This window comes from Streptomyces scabichelini (genome assembly GCF_011045015.1).
Lineage (GTDB): Bacteria > Actinomycetota > Actinomycetes > Streptomycetales > Streptomycetaceae > Streptomyces > Streptomyces scabichelini.
Genome location: NZ_JAAKZY010000225.1, coordinates 1 through 16,079, shown reverse-complemented (window position 1 = coordinate 16,079; position 16,079 = coordinate 1). Strand labels below are relative to the sequence as shown.

Below are 16,079 nucleotides of genomic sequence, written 5' to 3'. Positions count from 1 at the left end.
CCCATATGTTCACCCCCGCCCGCGACTCGAAGACCCCCGTCACGACAGTCAACGAGCACCACCCGCAAAGGTCACCCGTTCGCCCCAAGAACTCCCGTTCCCCTCTGGAAGCCGGACCCAAAAACACAGCCATGGCAGCGGAGAACACCCCCGGCACACCGCGGACCACCGGACCCACACCTCCGGCCCCAGCACTCACTCACACTCGCCCAAAACCAATCCCGCTCACTACAACGGCAGCAGTTGCCAACCCCTGCCGCGCGCCCCGAAGGACATCGCGCCTTCGGGGAGCGCACCGCCGACGACCCGCGACACGGCGTACGACTCGAAAGCTGTGCGCGGTGATCTGCGACGCCGCCGCATCCAGGCGCTGATCTCCCGCAAGGGCTCCCCGAACATCAAGGGCCTGGGCAAGCTCCGCCAGTCGCCGAGCAGACCTTCGCCCTGCTCCACCAGTTCAAAAGCGGTTCGAACCGACCGAACCCTGGGTGGGGCAGCCAGCACAAGGGCCGCACCGCTGCGGATGCCCGAGCGGTCGTCAACTGCGGCTAGAAGTCAGCAGATTGTGCCAGTCGGCAGCGTGTAGTGTCCCGTTGCGTGCTGGCTGAACGACGACACCAACTCATCTTGCGGGCGCTGCGTTCCGGTGGCACCGCTTCCGTGGCAGACCTCGCCGAGCGGCTTGACTCCAGTGCGGCGACCATCCGCCGTGACCTCCTCAAGCTGGAGGCAGAAGGGCTGCTCACCCGTGTCCATGGTGGAGCGGTCATCGACGAGGAGCCAACTCCCTTCAACGATGCCGCCGAGGTTCTGGTGGCGGAGAAGGACGCCATTGCCGCCCAAGCGGCCACGATGATCGAGGACGGTCAGTCGATCATTCTCGACAGCGGCACAACGGTCCACCGGCTGGCACTTCAACTGCACGGTCGCCGACTCACCGTGATCACCAACAACCTCGCTGTGTATGACGAGCTCATCGGTGACGAGAACATCGACCTGATGCTGCTCGGGGGCATGGTCATCCGTGAGTCACGCATGCTGGACGGTTTCATGGCGGAGGACAACCTCCGCCAAGTTCACGCCGACTGGTTGTTCATGGGTGCTTGTGGCCTCCGCCCCGGGGGCCAGGTCATGGACACCACCGTGGCCGAGGTGCCCGCCCGACGCGCCATGATTGCCGTCGGCGACAAGGTGGTGCTCCTGGCCGACAGGAGCAAGTTTCCGGGAACGGGCATGGTGAAGATCTGCGGCCCCGAGGACCTGGACGCGCTGATCACCAACGCACCGGAAGACGACGCGGCCTGTATGGCCCTGCGCGAGGCCGGCGTGAAAGTCATACCGACGGCTCCGGCCACAGTCGACGGCTGACAAAGCGACTTGTACTGCCGGAAAACGATGAGGCAGCAAGCAAGCTTGAGGAACGCCTCGTGGATGTCGGCTCGCCGTTCCCATCGGATCCGCAGGCGTCGGAAGCCGTGCAGCCACGCGAAACTCCGTTCTACAGCCCAGCGGTGGGTGCCCAGGCCCGTACCGTGCCGGGCTACTCGTGGCGTGTGCGCCACCGCAGGCGCAGCCACAGACCAACCAGCAGGCAGACCTGGCCTATGACCGAGACGATCACCGGTAGGGCGGTGGACATGGGCACGTTGGTTCCTCTCTTTCAGGTCCTTCAGGGCCCGTTGTCACCAAGGGCCTTGCTACAGATAGAGAGGCGGGACAGACCCAGAACGTGTAACAGCCTGAAGAAATCGGACCGGAGCGGACTCTGCCGTGGTCGCTGTTCGACTACCACCTGGTGAGACTTGAGTCCGAGGACTTCCTGTGGGAGCCCGACTCCCACCGCTGGACGGTGCGTCCGGCCGCACCAGCGTGCGCCGATGAACTCGATGATCAGGAGCGCCCACCTGTTGGCACCACCGAGAAGATCTCCCGCGCCGGAGAGTCCGCGCGCGTCAGGTCCGCCTCCTCGGGCGAGCCCTTGGACTGCGTGGTCACCATAAGGTTCCCCAGTCACTGAAAAGTGCGTTCTTCCATGTCAGCGCACACTCTCCTATGGTTCCTGAGTAACCACAAGAGAGTTTTCGAGCGCCTTGGGTTCGGTGGAAGCGAACCCGTGGGCCCTCATGGCGAGAAGGAGCGTGCAGCATGGCCATCACCCTGGTGAACCCCAGCGGACTTCCGGAAATCCCTGTCTACCGGCAGGTGTCGATCGCGACCGGGTCGAAACTCGTCTTCATCGCCGGGCAGGTCGCCTGGGATGCGGATGGGGTCACGGTCGGCGAAGGCGACCTCACCGCTCAGGTCGAGCGGGCCTACCTCAACGTCGGCACCGCCCTGGCCGAGGCCGGCGGCTCCTTCGACGACGTGGCGAAGCTGATCCTCTACGTCGTCGACTGGACCCCCGACAAGATGCCCCTGTTGCTGGAGGGGATCGACCGAGCCTCCGCAAAGCTGGGTATCACCCCGGTAGCGCCGGCCACGCTGATCGGCGTGGCGGCACTGGACGTACCCGACCATCTGGTCGAGGTCGAAGCCACCGCGGTCATCGACTGAATCGGGGTACTGCTGTGCGCTTGACGGCTGGTCAGCTGTGCTGCCGCACGGCCTCCGGTGCCGCCGGCCCCGCGTATGCCGCCCAGTTCACGATCCGCACCGGCGCGCCGGCGGCCTCCGCATCGGCGGCCCCGGTGTCCCGGCAGTGGGCGCAGTGGACGTGGTGCCGCCGGGCGATGCCGTCCAGGTCGAGGTGGGGACCGAAGGCGGGGCGGGCCGCCAACCGCCGTGCGTACGCCCATAGATGCGGGTGTTCGGCGATGCGGTGCGCCACGGCGGTGTCCAGGTGGCAGCGGTGGGCGGTGTCCAGGTGCAGCAGCGTCACCCACAACTGCACGTCCGCGACGGTCAGTTGGTCACCCAGTACGTACTCCTGGGAGGCGAGCCGTAGCTCCAGTACGTCCAGGGCGTGCAGCAGGGCGGCGAACGCGGTGTCCCGGGCCTCCGCGTCGATGCCGGGCCGCAGGGACGCGTTGATGTCCTGCTCGCAGAGCCGGCCGACGGTTTCGATCGCCGTTTCGGCGCCGCACGGGTAGAGGTCGGGACCGCGGCCGTCGAACCGCCGGGCCAGGTCCCGCAGGATGTCGGGGGTGTGCGTGCTGACGATCCGTCCGGTCCAGCCGTCGCTGAGCACCGGCGCCACGGCCGGTCCGGGGTGCTGGTGCGAACTGGCCTCGTACAGCGGGCGCAGCGCCTGGTGTCCGCCGCCGGGTGCGTCGGGCACGGCGGGCAGCAGCGTCACCGGGAGGGTGTCGGCCAGGCCGAGCAGGCTGTGCGTGACGGCGATCTGCAGACAGTGCGGACAGGACAGCGAGAGATGGAGCCGGTAGCGGTGCGGCACGGCGTAGTGGCCGCTGCGCGCGTCACGGCCGATCCTGCTCCGGAAGGACGGCACGGCTGTCGGGGATGTGACGGACATACGACTCCCTGGGACTGCTCGATGCTGACGGTGGCTTCGGCGCGGCCGGGACGTTTTCCCTACCAATTCACTAGGGTTCTCGTTCTGGAGTGTCAGGCCACGTCAAAGCCCCGTCAAGGGGACGTCTCATCCCGTGAGAACGCCTGCGGGCCCGGGGCCCGTGACCTTCCGGGCCCGTGGGCCCGCACGCGCCGGTCAAGTCGCGCGGTCAAGCCGCCCGGTCCGTCTCGCAGGCGGCGAGCAGTGCGCGGACCGCCTCGACGGCGGCACCGGTCACGGCGGGGTCGGCGCCGCGCCGGGGACGTGCGCTGAGCCGTGCGGGAGGAACGGCGGGCAGACCGCCGACCGCGGCCAGCCCCTCGGGATGCTGGCCGCCGGGCACGGCGAGCAGCGCGGCACCGAGCCCGGCGCGGGCCGCGTCCAGGACACCCGCGAGATACCCGGCCTCGGCGACCACGGTGGCCGGGGTGTGGTCGGCGGCCAGCGCGGTGAGGGCGCGGCGGCGGATGACGCACGGCTCGTTGATGGCGACCAGGGGCAGAGGCGCGGGGGCGGCGGGCGGCTGCCAGCCGGGGGCGGCGTACCAGCGCAGCGGCAGTCCACCCACGGGGGTGCCTGCCGCGGCTGCCGCCTCGGTGACGTAGACGGCGAGGTCCACCTCGCCCCGGTCGACCGCGTCCGTCAGCCGCGCCGAGCGGTCGATCCGCACCCGGACCTCGGCGCCCGGCCGCACGTCCCGTACGGCCTCGGTGAGCACCGGGAGGATCTGGTCCGCGCCGTGCTCGGTGGCGCCGATGACGACGGTGGCGGACTGCTCGCCGCCCTCGCCCAGGAGCCTGCGCACCGCCGCGTCGTGCGCGCCGACGATCAGGCGGGCCTCTTCCAGCAGTTGGGTGCCGTGCGCGGTGAACCGGGTTCTGCGGCCGTCCCGTTCGACGACGGGGCGGCCCAACGACTTCTCCAGCTTCCGCACATGCTGACTGATCGCGGACTGGCTGAGCGCGAGCGCGCCGGCGGCCCGGTGGAAGCCGCCGTAGTCGGCGACGGCGATCAGGCTGCGCAACGCCACGATGTCCAGAACCGGTCGCATGGGCGCACGCTAGCACCCATCGATTAAGGATCGTGATCGGTTTTGATGGCGAATCGTCGTTGGACGTACGGTTCCTGGCTCCTGCATGCTGAGCGCATGCTGCGTACAGCCAACGCGACGGCCTACGGGTCGCGCCCCGAGAGCACCGGGCCCCGGCCGTCGGCCGCGGGGTCGGCCGTGTGCTGCGGCGCGGGCACCCGGCTGACCCAGCGACGCGAGGTCGACTTCGGCCGCGCCGTCACCATGCGCTGTCGCTGAATCCGCGCACGCGCAGAATCCGCTGTGCACGCGCATGTCTCCTTTCAGCTCATCCCTTGAGCTGATCCCTTGAGCTGACCCGCAACGACTCCGGCGCTGTGCGGGGCCCCGCCGCATGCGCTGCTCACGCCCTCCTGCCGTACGGCCTGTTCGCGAGGTTGCCGGTCCGGCAGCCGCCGCCGCGGGCTCCCCGGCCTGTCCCGCTGCCCCTGCTGTCCCGTTGCCCTGCGGTCCAGCTGTCCCGACGCCCCCCATGAATCGAGTCATCGTGAGCTCTCCTCAATCTGTCCACGAATCTGTCCACGCCTGGGACGAACCAGAGGGAATCGCCCCGCGCGGCACCCTCGTCCTCCTTCCCGGACGCGGTGAACACGGCGGTGTGTACGAGCGGTTCGGCCGCCGGATCGCCGCCGACGGTTATCGCGTACGGGCACTGGGCGACGCGACCTCCGACCCGGACGTGGTCAACGACCAGGCCGCCAAGCTGCTGCGCGACGAGACGCTGCCCGGCCCTCGGGTGCTGGTCGGCTCCGACACCGGGGCGCTGTACGCCGCGCAGCTCGCCGCTCGCGGCACACCGGGCCTGGACGCCCTGGTCCTTGCCGGGCTGCCCGCCACGCCGAACGCCACCGCGGCGGCGTCCGACTGGGAGGGCGAACTGGACCAGCGCACCGCCTGCCCCACCCACCGGGGCAGGCTCACCTCCGACGCCGAGCTCCGGCGCGGCGCCCTGACGGACACGCCTCCGCCCGGACTGCCCGCGACAGCCGACATCTCCGTCGGCGTCTCCGTCGGCATCTCCGTCCCCGTACTCGCCCTGCACGGCGCCGACGACACGGTCAGCCCGCTCTCCGAGGCCCGCCGCGCCTACGGCGCGCTGTCCGGTGCGGAGTTCGTGAGTCTGGCCGGGACCCGGCACGACGCCCTCAACGACGTCACCCACCGCACGGCCGCCGCCACGATCGTGCTGTTCCTGGAGCGGCTGCGGCTCTCGCCCGACCTCGCGCCCATCGCCGTACCGGAGACCATTCCTGTCCGGGAGGACCTCGGATGACCGCCCCCGTCCCGACCAGCGTCCTGACCAGCGTGCCGGAGCTGTACTCCCGGCTGCGCATCGGCGACGCCGGGAGTACGGCTCCGGCACCGGTCGTCCTCGATGTGCGGTGGCAGCTCGGCGACCCGCACGGCCGCGAGCACTATCTCAAGGAACACATCCCCGGCGCCGTGTACGTCGACCTGGACACCGAACTCGCCGCTCCTGCCACACCGGAGGGCGGCCGCCACCCCCTGCCCGACGCGGCCGAACTCCAGGCGGCCGCGCGTCGTTGGGGTGTCACCACGGGCCGCCCGGTGGTCGTGTACGACGACAACGGCAACACCGCCGCCGCCCGCGCCTGGTGGCTGCTGCGCTGGGCCGGTGTCGAGCGGGTGACCCTGCTCGACGGGGCACTGGGCGCCTGGCGCGCGGCCGGGCTGCCGACGGAGACCGGGGAGCCCGGGGCCCGCACACCCGGCGACATCGTGCTCGCCCCGGGACGGCTGCCGGTACTGGACGCCGACGCGGCGGCCGAAGTCGCCCGTGACGGCGTGCTGTTGGACGCACGGGCAGCGGAACGGTACCGGGGCGAGAGCGAGCCGGTCGATCCGCGTGCCGGGCACATCCCCGGCGCCCTGTCCGCGCCGACCGGCGACAACCTCGACCCCGACGGCACGTTCCGTGACGCGGACGAGCTCGCTGTGCGGTTCACCGCGCTGGGCGCCGATGACGCGATCGAGGTCGGCGTCTACTGCGGTTCCGGCGTCACGGCCGCGCACCAGATCGCGGCGCTCGCCCACGCCGGAATCCCCGCCGCGCTGTATCCGGGCTCCTGGTCGGCCTGGTCCGCCGATCCCGGCCGCCCTGCCGTCCTGGGCGAGCGACCGTACTGAACCAGACGCCCTCCCCCGTCTCCACGAGACTCCCTCCCCCGTCCCCACAAGAGTCCTCCGCCGTCCCCAGGAGAGTTCTCCGCCGTCCTCACGAGAGGCCAGCCCCATGCCTTCCCCGAACACCGCTGTATCCGGTGTATCCGGAACCTCCCCACCGACGCACACACCCCCGCGTACGGACACACCGGGCCCGTCCCTCACAAAGCGCGATCGCCCCGACGGCCACGACCGTCACAACCGCCCTGCGGCCCCGCGCAAGCGCCGCGCCCTTCGTGTACCACGTGCCGTCCGCCGAGCCGCCGGCCCTGTCGGGCTGTTGCTGGTCTGGTTCCTGGCGAGCACCACCGGAGTGCTGCCCGAGTCCGTACTGGCCTCGCCCATCGACGTCCTCCAGCGCGCCGTCGAGCTCACGGACACCGGTGAACTGCCGCAGGCCATCGCCGCGTCCGGGCGCCGGGCGGCCATCGGGTTCCTCATCGGTGCGACGGTCGCGCTCGCGCTGTCGCTCACCGCCGGGCTGTTCCGGCTGGGCGAGGACGTGATCGACGCGTCGATGGGCATGTTCCGGGCCATCCCCTGGGTGGGGCTGATCCCGCTGTTCATCGTCTGGTTCGGCATCGACGAGACCCCGAAGATCGCGCTGGTCGCGCTCGGCGTGACGTACCCGCTGTACTTCAACATCTACGGCGGCATCCGCTCCGCCGACGCCCAGCTCATCGAGGCGGGGCGGATGGTGGGACTCGGCCGCCTCGGCCTGATCCGGTACGTGATCCTGCCGTCCGCGCTGCCCGGCGCCCTGGTCGGCCTGCGCTACGCGCTGTCCACCGCCTGGCTGGCCCTGGTCTTCGCCGAACAGGTCAACGCCGACGCCGGCATCGGCTACCTGATGAGCAACGCCCAGCAGTACTTCCAGACCGACGTCATCGTCCTGTGCCTCGCCGTCTACGCGGTCCTGGGGCTGCTGTGCGACTTCGCCGTACGGCTGTTGTCGCGGCGGCTGCTGGCCTGGCGGGCCTCGTTCGACGGTGAAGGAGCGTGACGGCCATGAGCACCGGTGTGAGCACCCGTGTGAGCACGCATGTCGAGGTGCGCGGACTGAGCCGTGCCTTCGACGACAAGACCGTCATCGACGGACTCGATCTCACCGTCCGCCAGGGCGAGTTCGTCGCCCTGCTCGGTCACAGCGGCTGCGGAAAGTCGACCCTGCTGAAGATCCTCGCCGGTCTCGACAACGAGACGGAGGGCGAGGTGACCGTACCCGAGCGCCGTTCGGTGGCCTTCCAGTCGCCGCGCCTCATGCCCTGGCTGCGGGTGTGGCGCAACGTGGTGCTCGGCCTGCCCGGCTCCCCCGGCCGGGCGCACGCCGAGCGCTATCTGGCCGAGGTCGGCATCGAGGAGTACGCGGGCAGTTGGCCCAAGACGCTCTCCGGCGGCCAGGCCCAGCGCGTCTCGCTGGCCCGCGCCCTGGTCCGCGAGCCCGAACTGCTCCTGCTCGACGAGCCGTTCGGCGCCCTGGACGCCCTCACCCGCGGCAAGGCACAACGGCTGGTCGCCGACCTCTGGCAGCGGCACGGCTGCTCGGTGCTGCTGGTCACGCACGACGTGGAGGAGGCGCTGCTGCTGGCCGACCGGGTCCTGGTGATGGACGGCGGGCGGATCGCGTACGAGGCCCAGGTCGGCCTGGAGCGGCCACGCGACCTCGGCTCCCCCGATTTCGTACGGCTGCGCGGCGAGCTGCTGCACCGGCTCGGGGTCCACGACGCCTCCGCACACCCCCGAGAGCCCACGACCACGCCCACGCCCGCCACCACGCCCACGACCACGGCGACAGCCACGGACACGGCATGAACAACAGGAACCTCATGACCCACACGACCGCCCGCACTGCCCGCACCACCCGCACGGTGCGCACCCTCGGCGCCGCGCTCTCCCTCGCCGCCCTGCTCGCCACCACCGCCTGTGGCGGCGACAGCGAGGCCGCCTCCGACGGAGGCGGCTCGGGTGTGACGCTCACCATCGGCGACCAGGCGAAGAACCTGCAGACCCTGCTCAACGCCTCCGGCGCCCTCAAAGGGACGTCGTACGAGGTGAAATGGGCCGAGTTCGAGGGCGCCGCGCCCCTCTTCCAGGCCGTGCAGGCGGGGGCCGCGGACACCTCGTACGCCGCCGATCTGCCCACGCTTCAGGCCCTCTCCGGCGGTGTGCCGGTGAAGGCGGTGGGTGCGCTGCGCAACGACGGCACGCACACCGGGATCGTGGTCCGCGAGGGCTCGTCGATCCGCGACGTCAAGGACCTCAAGGGCAAGAAGGTCGTGGTCTCCTCGGCCAAGGGGTCCATCGCCGAGTATCTGCTCGCGCATGTGCTGGAGCAGGCGGGACTGAGCTACGACGACGTCAAGGTGCAGTACCTGCTGCCGACCGACGCCCAGGCCGCCTTCACCTCCGGGAAGATCGATGCCTGGGCCACCTTCGGGGTCTACAAGGCCGTCGCCGAGCAGCAGGGCGGCCGGCTCCTCGTCAACGGTGCCGACGGGCGCGTGAGCGGCTACGGATTCATCGGCGCCTCCGAGAAGGCGCTGGCCGACCAGGGCAAGAAGGCCGCCGTCTCCGACTACCTGCGCCGCCTGGACAAGGCACTGGCCTGGTCGCGGCAGCACCCGGACGACTACGCCAAGGCCATCCAGCAGAACAACGGTGCCTCCGCCGAGATCGCCAAGACGCTGGTGAGCCAGGCCAACAGCCAGTTGCTGCCGGTGAGTTCGCAGGTCGTGAAGGCCGTGCAGAAGGTCGGCGACACCATGCACGGCATCGGCGTCCTCACCCCGAACCCGACTGTCGCCGACCACGTCGACACCAGCCTCGTCAAGGAGTGACCCCGCCATGCCCGTCGAGTTCATCAGCGCCGTCCATCCCAACCCCGCCACCGAGGGCGACCCCACCGCCGGCAACGGCATCGACGTCGACTACGCCCGCCGCTACGCCCGCGCCCTGGACGACGGCGGCTTCGACTACACCCTCGTCACCTACCACTCGGCCTCGCCCGACGCTCTGCAGCTCGCGCAGTTCGTCGCCCACCACACCGAACGCATCAAGCCGGTTCTCGCCCACCGCCCCGGCGTGATCTTCCCGACCCACGCGGCCCGCGCGCTGGCCACCCTCGACCGGATCAGCGAGGGGCGCCTGGTGGTGCACATCATCTCCGGCGGCAGCGACGAGGAGCAGCGCCGTGAGGGCGACTACCTGAGCAAGAGCGAGCGGTACGCGCGCTCGGACGAGTACATCCGGATCCTGCGCGACGTGTGGGCGGCCGAAGGACCGGTCTCCCATGAGGGGCCGTACTACCGTTTCGAGGGCTTCCGCTCCGGCGTCACCCCGTACAACGGGACCGTCCCGATCTCGGTGGGCGGCTCCTCGGAGGACGCCTACCGGGTGGGCGGGCAGCAGGGTGACATCTTCGGGCTGTGGGGCGAACCGCTGAAGGAGACCGCCGAGCAGATCGCCGCCGTCAACGCCCACGCGGACGCCGCAGGGCGGCCCCGGCCCCGTATCTGGGTCTCCTTCCGCCCGATCATCGCCCCCACCGACGAGCTGGCCTGGGAGAAGGCCCACCGCATCCTCGGCTCGATCAGGACCCACCACGAGGAGCGCGCCAAGCAGCGCCACTACCCGGCACTCGGCCAGGGCGCTCCGGCCAACGTCGGCTCGCAGCGGCTGCTGGCCGTCGCCGAGCGCGGCGAGGTGCACGACCGCTGCCTGTGGACCGCGCCCGCCGCGGCCACCAACGCCGCCGGCGCCTCGACCGCGCTGGTCGGCTCCCCGGAGACGGTCGCCAAGGCTCTGCTCGACTACGTCGACATCGGCTGCGAGCTGCTGTCCATGCGCGGCTACGACCCGCTGAACGACGCGATCGACTACGGCCGTCACGTGCTGCCGCTGGTCCGCCAGGAGCTGGCGCACCGCGCAGCCTCGGGGGCTGCCGCGTGAGCCGGACAAGCCGGACCGGGCGGCGCGCGCTCGGCCTTGCCGCCGTGCTCCTGACGGGAGCACTCGCCGGCTGCGGCGGCTCGGCGGGCGCCGAGGACAGCGGCGGGGACGGCTCGGTCACCCTGCGCGTCGGCGCGACCGGCTGGAAGCGGGAGGAGGCGCTTTTGAAGTTCGCCCACCTCGACGACACCCCGTACCAGGTGCGGTGGAGCCTCTTCCAGGGCGGTGACAAGCAGTTGGAGGCGGTACGGGCCGGGGCACTGGACGTGGCGAACTCCAGCGAGATCCCGCCGGTCTTCGCCGCCGCCGACGGACAGCCCAACTTCAAGGTCGTCGCCGTGCAGCGCGGCAACACCCTCAACCAGCAGGTCGTGGCCCCCGAGGACTCGGGGATCACCTCGATCGCCCAGCTCAAGGGCAAGAAGGTCGGGTACGTCAAGAACACCACCGCCCACTACTTCCTCTACGAGCTGCTGAAGCAGTCCGGGCTCGGCTGGGACGACATCACCCCGGCCCCGCTGGAGCCCGACAAGGGCCTCGCCGCGCTGAACGGCGGCTCAGTCGACGCCTTCGCCGGGTACGGCAACGCGATCATCGCCGCCCATCAGCGGGGTGCCCGCACCGTCGGCTCCGGCAAGGACATCCTCTCCGGCAACTTCCTGTGGACCGCCTCCGACGACACCGTCGGAAATCCGGCCGAGCGGAAGGCGCTGACCGATCTGCTCGCTCGTATCGACCAGGCATACGCGTACGTCCGTGACGGGCGCGAGGAGGAATACGCCAAGGTCGTCGCCGCTGCCACGCACCAGCCGGTGGACGAGGCGCTGGAGGAGTTCGAGGAGGGCGAGGCACAGCGGAAGACCGAGGTGCAGGCCGTGACCACGAAGGCCACGGCGTCCCAGCAGGAGGTGGCGGACGCGTTCCGCGACCTCGGCGCCCTGAAGCAGCCGCTGAAGGTCTCCGGCTTCTGGACCGATCGCCTCAACTCCCCGCTGCGGAAGGCCCTTTCCTCATGACCACCGCCGCTCTGCCGTTCCGCGCACCGGATCCGACCGCTCTCGCCCTCGCCCTCGCCCACGTCACCGAACGACTCGCGGCCACGGCTGCCGAATACGACCGCACAGCCGCCTTCCCCGCCGAGGGCATCCGCGCCGCCCACGAGGCGGGCCTGCTCACCGCCACCGTCGCCGAGCGGTACGGCGGTCCCGGGCTCGGGGTCGCCGCCACGGCACGCATCCTGCACGCGCTGGGCGAGGGCGACCCCTCGGTGGCGCTGATCGCGGCGATGAGCCTGGCCGTCCACCACCGCCAGGCCGTACGGCCGCACTGGCCGGAGGAGTTGTACGGGCAGGTGCTGGCCGAAGCGGCACGGCGGCCGGTGCTGCTCAACCACGTACGGGTGGAGCCCGACCTGGGTTCCCCCGCGCGCGGCGGGCTGCCCGCGACGGTGGCCCGGCGCACGGCTACTGGGTGGTCCCTCACCGGCCGCAAACGGTTCGCGACCGGCGTGGAGGGGCTCGACTGGCTGCTCGTGTGGGCCACCACGGACGAACCGACGCCGCGGGTCGGCACGTTCGCCGTGCCCGGCACCGCCCCCGGTGTCGAGGTCACGCACCGCTGGGACCACCTGGGGCTGCGCGCCAGCGGCAGCCATGACATCGCCCTGCGAGAGGTCGAGATCCCGGCCGGGAACGTGGTCGACATCGCCGCGCACGGCGTCGGCGCGGAGCAGGACAACCGCGCGGGCGCCGCTCTCCATCTCCCGCTCGCCGCCCTCTACCTGGGCGTGGCCCGCGCGGCCCAGCGGTACTTCCACCGGTTCGCACATGAGCGGGTGCCCGCCAACCTCGGCCACCCCGTGGCCCGTACGGAACGCTTCCGGCGGACCGCCGGTGAGATCGCCCTGCGGCTGGACGCCGCCGAGCAACTGGTGTTCGGCGGAGCCGAGCGGGTGGACGCGGCCGACGACACGTACACCCCCGAACTCGCTCTGGGCGCCCGGGTCCTGGCCGACCGGCATGCCACCGAGGCGGTCGGGGTCGCCGTACGGCTGCTGGGCAATCCGGGGCTGAGTCGCGGCAACCCCCTCGAACGCCACTTCCGCGATGTCCAGTGCGCCCCGGTGCACGCCCCGCAGGAGGACATCGCGCTGCTCGCCGTCGGCAGCCGTGCACTGGAGGCCGCCGTATGACCCTCACGCAACCCCGCACATCCGACACCTTCGACGCCCTGCTGACGGCCCTGCGCCGCGACCTGCCCGCCGCCGCGCTCAGCACCGGCCCGCAGACCGCCCCGTACGCGACCGACCGCTCCGGCAGCCACCCGGACGGCGAGCCGCTCGCCGTCGTCCACGCGGCGCACACGGATCACGTACGGACGGCTCTGCGGCACGCGCACGCCCTGCGGGTGCCGGTGGTGCCACGCGGGGCCGGGACCGGACTCTCCGGCGGGGCGAACGCCGGAGCGGGCACCGTCGTGCTCGACCTGTCACGGATGAACCGCGTCCTCGACCTCGACCCGCACGACCAGATCGCCGTCGTCGAACCGGGCGTCATCACCGCCGAACTGGACCGTGCGGCAGGCGAGTTCGGGCTGCGCTACGCGCCCGATCCGGCCAGCGCGGCGATCTCCACCGTGGGCGGGAACATCGCGACCAACGCGGGCGGCCTGCGCTGCGCCAAGTACGGGGTGACCCGGGACGCCGTTCTGGGCCTCGACGCGGTGCTCGCCGACGGCACGCCGGTCCGTACCGGCCGGCGCACCGTCAAAGGAGTCACCGGCTACGACCTCACGGCCCTGCTCACCGGCTCCGAGGGCACCCTCGCCGTGATCACCGCCGCGACCGTGCGACTGCGCCCGGTGCCGGAGGCGACGGTCACCGTCGCCGCGTACTTCGATACCTTCGCCGAGGGTGCCGAGGCGGTGTCGGCACTCACCGCCGCCCGCGTCGAGCCCGCCATGGCGGAGCTGCTGGACGGCCCGGTGCTGGGAGCCGTGGACGAGGCACAGGGCACGGATCTGCGTTCGCGCGGCGGTGCGCTGCTGCTCCTCCAGTGCGACGGGCGGTCCGCTCAGGCCGAGGCGGAACTGGCGGTACGGCTGCTGCGCGGGCGCGCGGCGTCCGTCGAGACCACCGCCGACCCGGCGGAGGCGGACCGGCTGCTCGCGGCCCGCAGGCTCGCCCTGCCCTCTCTGGAGCGCCTGGGCCGGGTGCTGATCGAGGACATCGCCGTACCGAGAACCCAACTGGCCGCCGCCGTACGGGAGATCACAGCCGCCGCCGAGCGCCACGACGTACGGATCTTCACCTTCGCCCACGCCGCCGACGGCAATCTCCACCCCATCCTCGTCCTGGACCACGCCACCGCCGACACCGCCGACACCGCCGACATCCCGGAAGCGGCCTGGCAGGCGGCGGGCGACATCTTCACCGCCGCGCTGCGCCTGGGCGGCACGCTCACCGGCGAGCACGGCGTGGGCACCCTCAAACGCCGGTGGCTCACCGACGAACTCGGCCCGGCGCAGCACGCGTTGCAGCAGCGCATCAAGGCCGCCTTCGACCCGCACGGCATCCTCAACCCGGGCAAAGCCCTCTGACCTCTCTGGAGTCCCGCATGGCCACCGTCCTCTCCGTCTCCGGCAGCCCCTCCCCCACCTCCCGCACGGCCCGCCTCCTGCGCGACCTCGACGCCCGGCTCACCGAGCAGGGGCACGAGGTGGTCCCACTCGACGTCCGTACGCTCCCTCCCGAGGCCCTGCTGCACGCCGACTTCGGGCATCCCGCGATCGTCGAGGCCACAGCGCTCGTCGCCCAGGCCGACGGAATCGTCTTCGGCACCCCGGTCTACAAGGCCGCGTACTCGGGACTGCTCAAGTCGCTGCTCGACCTGCTGCCGCAGTACGCGCTGCAGGGCAAGACCGTCCTGCCGCTCGCCACCGGCGGCACCACCGCCCACGTCCTGGCCATCGACTACGCCCTGCGCCCGGTCCTCGCCTCCATGGGCCCCGCCCACATCACACCGGGCTGGTTCGTGCTGGACAAGCACATCGAGGTACGGCAGGACGGCGGCATCGTCGTGGAGCCGGGTACGAGGGAGGCGCTGGAGCAGGTCGTCGACCAGTTCTCCGCCGCGCTCGGCGACCACCGCCCGCTGGGGGCGGTGGCCTGACCGGGTGACCGTCGTTCAGGCACCGTGCACGGGCTCGGGCGCCGACTCCGGTGCCAGCAGCAGCGAGTGGCGGCCGTCCACGCCGACCGGTACGTCGCCGTCGATGGTGACGCGGCGCAGGGTGCGCTCGTGGTCGTCGGAGTCGTCCACGCCGTAGTGCTGGGTTGCCCGGTTGTCCCAGATGGCGACGTCACCCGCTCGCCACTGCCAGCGGACCGTGTTCTCCGGCCGCTCGATGTGCGACTGGAGGACGCCGATGATCGCGCGCGAGTCACCGCTGTGCAGGCCGACGAGCTTCTGCACGAAGTTGCCCAGGACCAGGGTGCGTTCGCCGGTCTCCGGGTGCACACGCACCACCGGGTGCTCGGTCCGGAACTTGGTCGAGGTGAACACCTTCCGGTGCCGCTCCAGCTCCGCGGACCCGGCATGGGGACGTGCGGCCGCGTAGTCGTAGTCGTTGGTGTGCTCGGCACGCAGGCTGTCGGCCAACGCCTTCAGGGGGCCGGGAAGCCGGGCGTAGGCGGTGGCCGTGTCGGCCCACAGGGTGTTGCCGCCGTACGGCGGCACGACCTCGGCACGCAGGATCGAGAAGGCCGGGTACGCGGGGACGAACGTGACGTCGGAGTGCCACTGGTTGGCCCGGCCGCCGTGGTCGTTGTCGATGCCGAAGGCGTAACGGCCGTCGACGGACGGCACGGTGGGGTGTGCGACCGGCTCGCCGAGCAGGCGGCCGAACGCCTCGTGGCTCTCGGCGTCGAGGTGCTGCTGGTCTCGGAAGAAGACGACCTTGTGCTCGAGGATCGCGGCGCGGATCGCCGCCACGGTGGCCTCGTCCAGGTCGCCGCCGAGGCGGACTCCGGAGATCACGGCGCCGATACGGCCGCCGACCTTCTCGATGGTGAGGTTCGCGGTCTCCGCGACGGATGCGGCGGATGCAGCTGATGCGGTTGATGCGGCAGGTGCGATGGACGTCGTGGACGTCATGAGAGGGTCCCTTCGCCGGGATGGCTGTTAGTTGCTGTCGGAGCGGAAGCAAATACGCGCAGGTGAAACCCGGCCCGACGCACGAGACGAGAGTGCGGCGCGCAGTATGCGAGGCGGTACGGCCGGGTGGAAAGGCGTCGCTGCGGAGTCAGCCGCGCGGACACGCCGCCGAGGCGAGGCGCCCCAGGTCGAC

16 protein-coding genes and 2 pseudogenes are annotated in these 16,079 nt (G+C 71.4%); 13 read left to right on the top strand and 5 right to left on the bottom strand.

Annotated features, from left to right (window positions below; all coding sequences use genetic code 11):
* The first annotated feature begins 597 nt into the window (after positions 1 to 597).
* On the top strand, positions 598 to 1,368 hold the full coding sequence (locus G5C60_RS41915) for a DeoR family transcriptional regulator (RefSeq protein WP_165267910.1): 771 nt from the start codon (positions 598 to 600) through the stop codon (positions 1,366 to 1,368).
* An 8-nt stretch (positions 1,369 to 1,376) separates the two neighbouring features.
* Here G5C60_RS41915 and G5C60_RS41910 read toward each other — a convergent pair.
* Together G5C60_RS41910 and G5C60_RS52710 are read right to left on the bottom strand one after the other, a co-directional pair.
* Positions 1,377 to 1,547, bottom strand: a pseudogene (locus G5C60_RS41910) (transposase); the annotation flags it as partial.
* A 326-nt stretch (positions 1,548 to 1,873) separates the two neighbouring features.
* Positions 1,874 to 1,998, bottom strand: a pseudogene (locus G5C60_RS52710) (winged helix-turn-helix transcriptional regulator); the annotation flags it as partial.
* A gap of 147 nt (positions 1,999 to 2,145) precedes the next feature.
* Here G5C60_RS52710 and G5C60_RS41900 point away from each other — a divergent pair.
* Positions 2,146 to 2,553, top strand: coding sequence for a RidA family protein (locus tag G5C60_RS41900; RefSeq protein ID WP_165267909.1), 408 nt, complete (start codon positions 2,146 to 2,148; stop codon positions 2,551 to 2,553).
* 31 nt (positions 2,554 to 2,584) lie between these two features.
* On the opposite strand, the gene G5C60_RS41895 is transcribed toward G5C60_RS41900, so the two are convergent.
* Positions 2,585 to 3,472 (bottom strand): glutathione S-transferase C-terminal domain-containing protein, encoded by an 888-nt coding sequence (locus tag G5C60_RS41895; protein ID WP_165267907.1) that lies wholly within the window; start codon positions 3,470 to 3,472, stop codon positions 2,585 to 2,587.
* A 208-nt stretch (positions 3,473 to 3,680) separates the two neighbouring features.
* Positions 3,681 to 4,562 carry a LysR family transcriptional regulator gene (locus tag G5C60_RS41890; protein WP_165267905.1) on the bottom strand — a complete coding sequence of 294 codons (882 nt, stop codon included), beginning with the start codon at positions 4,560 to 4,562 and terminating at the stop codon, positions 3,681 to 3,683.
* 96 nt (positions 4,563 to 4,658) lie between these two features.
* On the opposite strand from G5C60_RS41890, the gene G5C60_RS41885 reads away from it, so the two are divergent.
* The 11 genes from G5C60_RS41885 (at position 4,659) to ssuE (ending at position 14,902) form a co-directional block, all read left to right on the top strand.
* A complete protein-coding gene (locus G5C60_RS41885) occupies positions 4,659 to 4,820 on the top strand; it encodes a hypothetical protein (protein WP_165267903.1) in 162 nt (53 codons plus the stop codon).
* A 268-nt stretch (positions 4,821 to 5,088) separates the two neighbouring features.
* Positions 5,089 to 5,874 (top strand): alpha/beta hydrolase, encoded by a 786-nt coding sequence (locus G5C60_RS41880; RefSeq protein WP_338146079.1) that lies wholly within the window; start codon positions 5,089 to 5,091, stop codon positions 5,872 to 5,874.
* Positions 5,871 to 6,749, top strand: coding sequence for a sulfurtransferase (locus tag G5C60_RS41875; RefSeq protein WP_165267899.1), 879 nt, complete (start codon positions 5,871 to 5,873; stop codon positions 6,747 to 6,749). Before G5C60_RS41880 ends, G5C60_RS41875 begins: the two co-directional genes overlap by 4 nt.
* Positions 6,750 to 6,855: 106 nt before the next feature.
* Complete coding sequence (locus G5C60_RS41870; RefSeq protein WP_165267897.1) at positions 6,856 to 7,788, top strand: ABC transporter permease; 933 nt, start codon at positions 6,856 to 6,858, stop codon at positions 7,786 to 7,788.
* Positions 7,789 to 7,793: 5 nt separating this feature from the next.
* Positions 7,794 to 8,597, top strand: a complete 804-nt coding sequence (locus G5C60_RS41865) for an ABC transporter ATP-binding protein (protein WP_165267895.1) — start codon at positions 7,794 to 7,796, stop codon at positions 8,595 to 8,597.
* A 14-nt stretch (positions 8,598 to 8,611) separates the two neighbouring features.
* Positions 8,612 to 9,622, top strand: a complete 1,011-nt coding sequence (locus tag G5C60_RS41860) for an ABC transporter substrate-binding protein (RefSeq protein WP_241267460.1) — start codon at positions 8,612 to 8,614, stop codon at positions 9,620 to 9,622.
* A 7-nt stretch (positions 9,623 to 9,629) separates the two neighbouring features.
* A complete protein-coding gene (locus G5C60_RS41855) occupies positions 9,630 to 10,733 on the top strand; it encodes an LLM class flavin-dependent oxidoreductase (RefSeq protein ID WP_165267891.1) in 1,104 nt (367 codons plus the stop codon).
* Positions 10,730 to 11,749: an ABC transporter substrate-binding protein gene (locus G5C60_RS41850; RefSeq protein ID WP_165267889.1), complete on the top strand. Its 1,020-nt coding sequence runs from the start codon at positions 10,730 to 10,732 to the stop codon at positions 11,747 to 11,749. The genes G5C60_RS41855 and G5C60_RS41850 overlap by 4 nt, the downstream gene beginning before the upstream one ends.
* A complete protein-coding gene (locus G5C60_RS41845) occupies positions 11,746 to 12,924 on the top strand; it encodes an acyl-CoA dehydrogenase family protein (RefSeq protein ID WP_206440649.1) in 1,179 nt (392 codons plus the stop codon). The genes G5C60_RS41850 and G5C60_RS41845 overlap by 4 nt, the downstream gene beginning before the upstream one ends.
* Positions 12,921 to 14,330 carry an FAD-binding oxidoreductase gene (locus G5C60_RS41840; RefSeq protein ID WP_165267887.1) on the top strand — a complete coding sequence of 470 codons (1,410 nt, stop codon included), beginning with the start codon at positions 12,921 to 12,923 and terminating at the stop codon, positions 14,328 to 14,330. Before G5C60_RS41845 ends, G5C60_RS41840 begins: the two co-directional genes overlap by 4 nt.
* A 17-nt stretch (positions 14,331 to 14,347) precedes the next feature.
* Positions 14,348 to 14,902, top strand: a complete 555-nt coding sequence (gene ssuE / locus G5C60_RS41835) for an NADPH-dependent FMN reductase (protein WP_165267885.1) — start codon at positions 14,348 to 14,350, stop codon at positions 14,900 to 14,902.
* A 15-nt stretch (positions 14,903 to 14,917) separates the two neighbouring features.
* On the opposite strand, the gene G5C60_RS41830 is transcribed toward ssuE, so the two are convergent.
* Positions 14,918 to 15,886 carry a TauD/TfdA dioxygenase family protein gene (locus G5C60_RS41830; protein WP_165267883.1) on the bottom strand — a complete coding sequence of 323 codons (969 nt, stop codon included), beginning with the start codon at positions 15,884 to 15,886 and terminating at the stop codon, positions 14,918 to 14,920.
* Between the last annotated feature and the right edge of the window lie 193 nt (positions 15,887 to 16,079).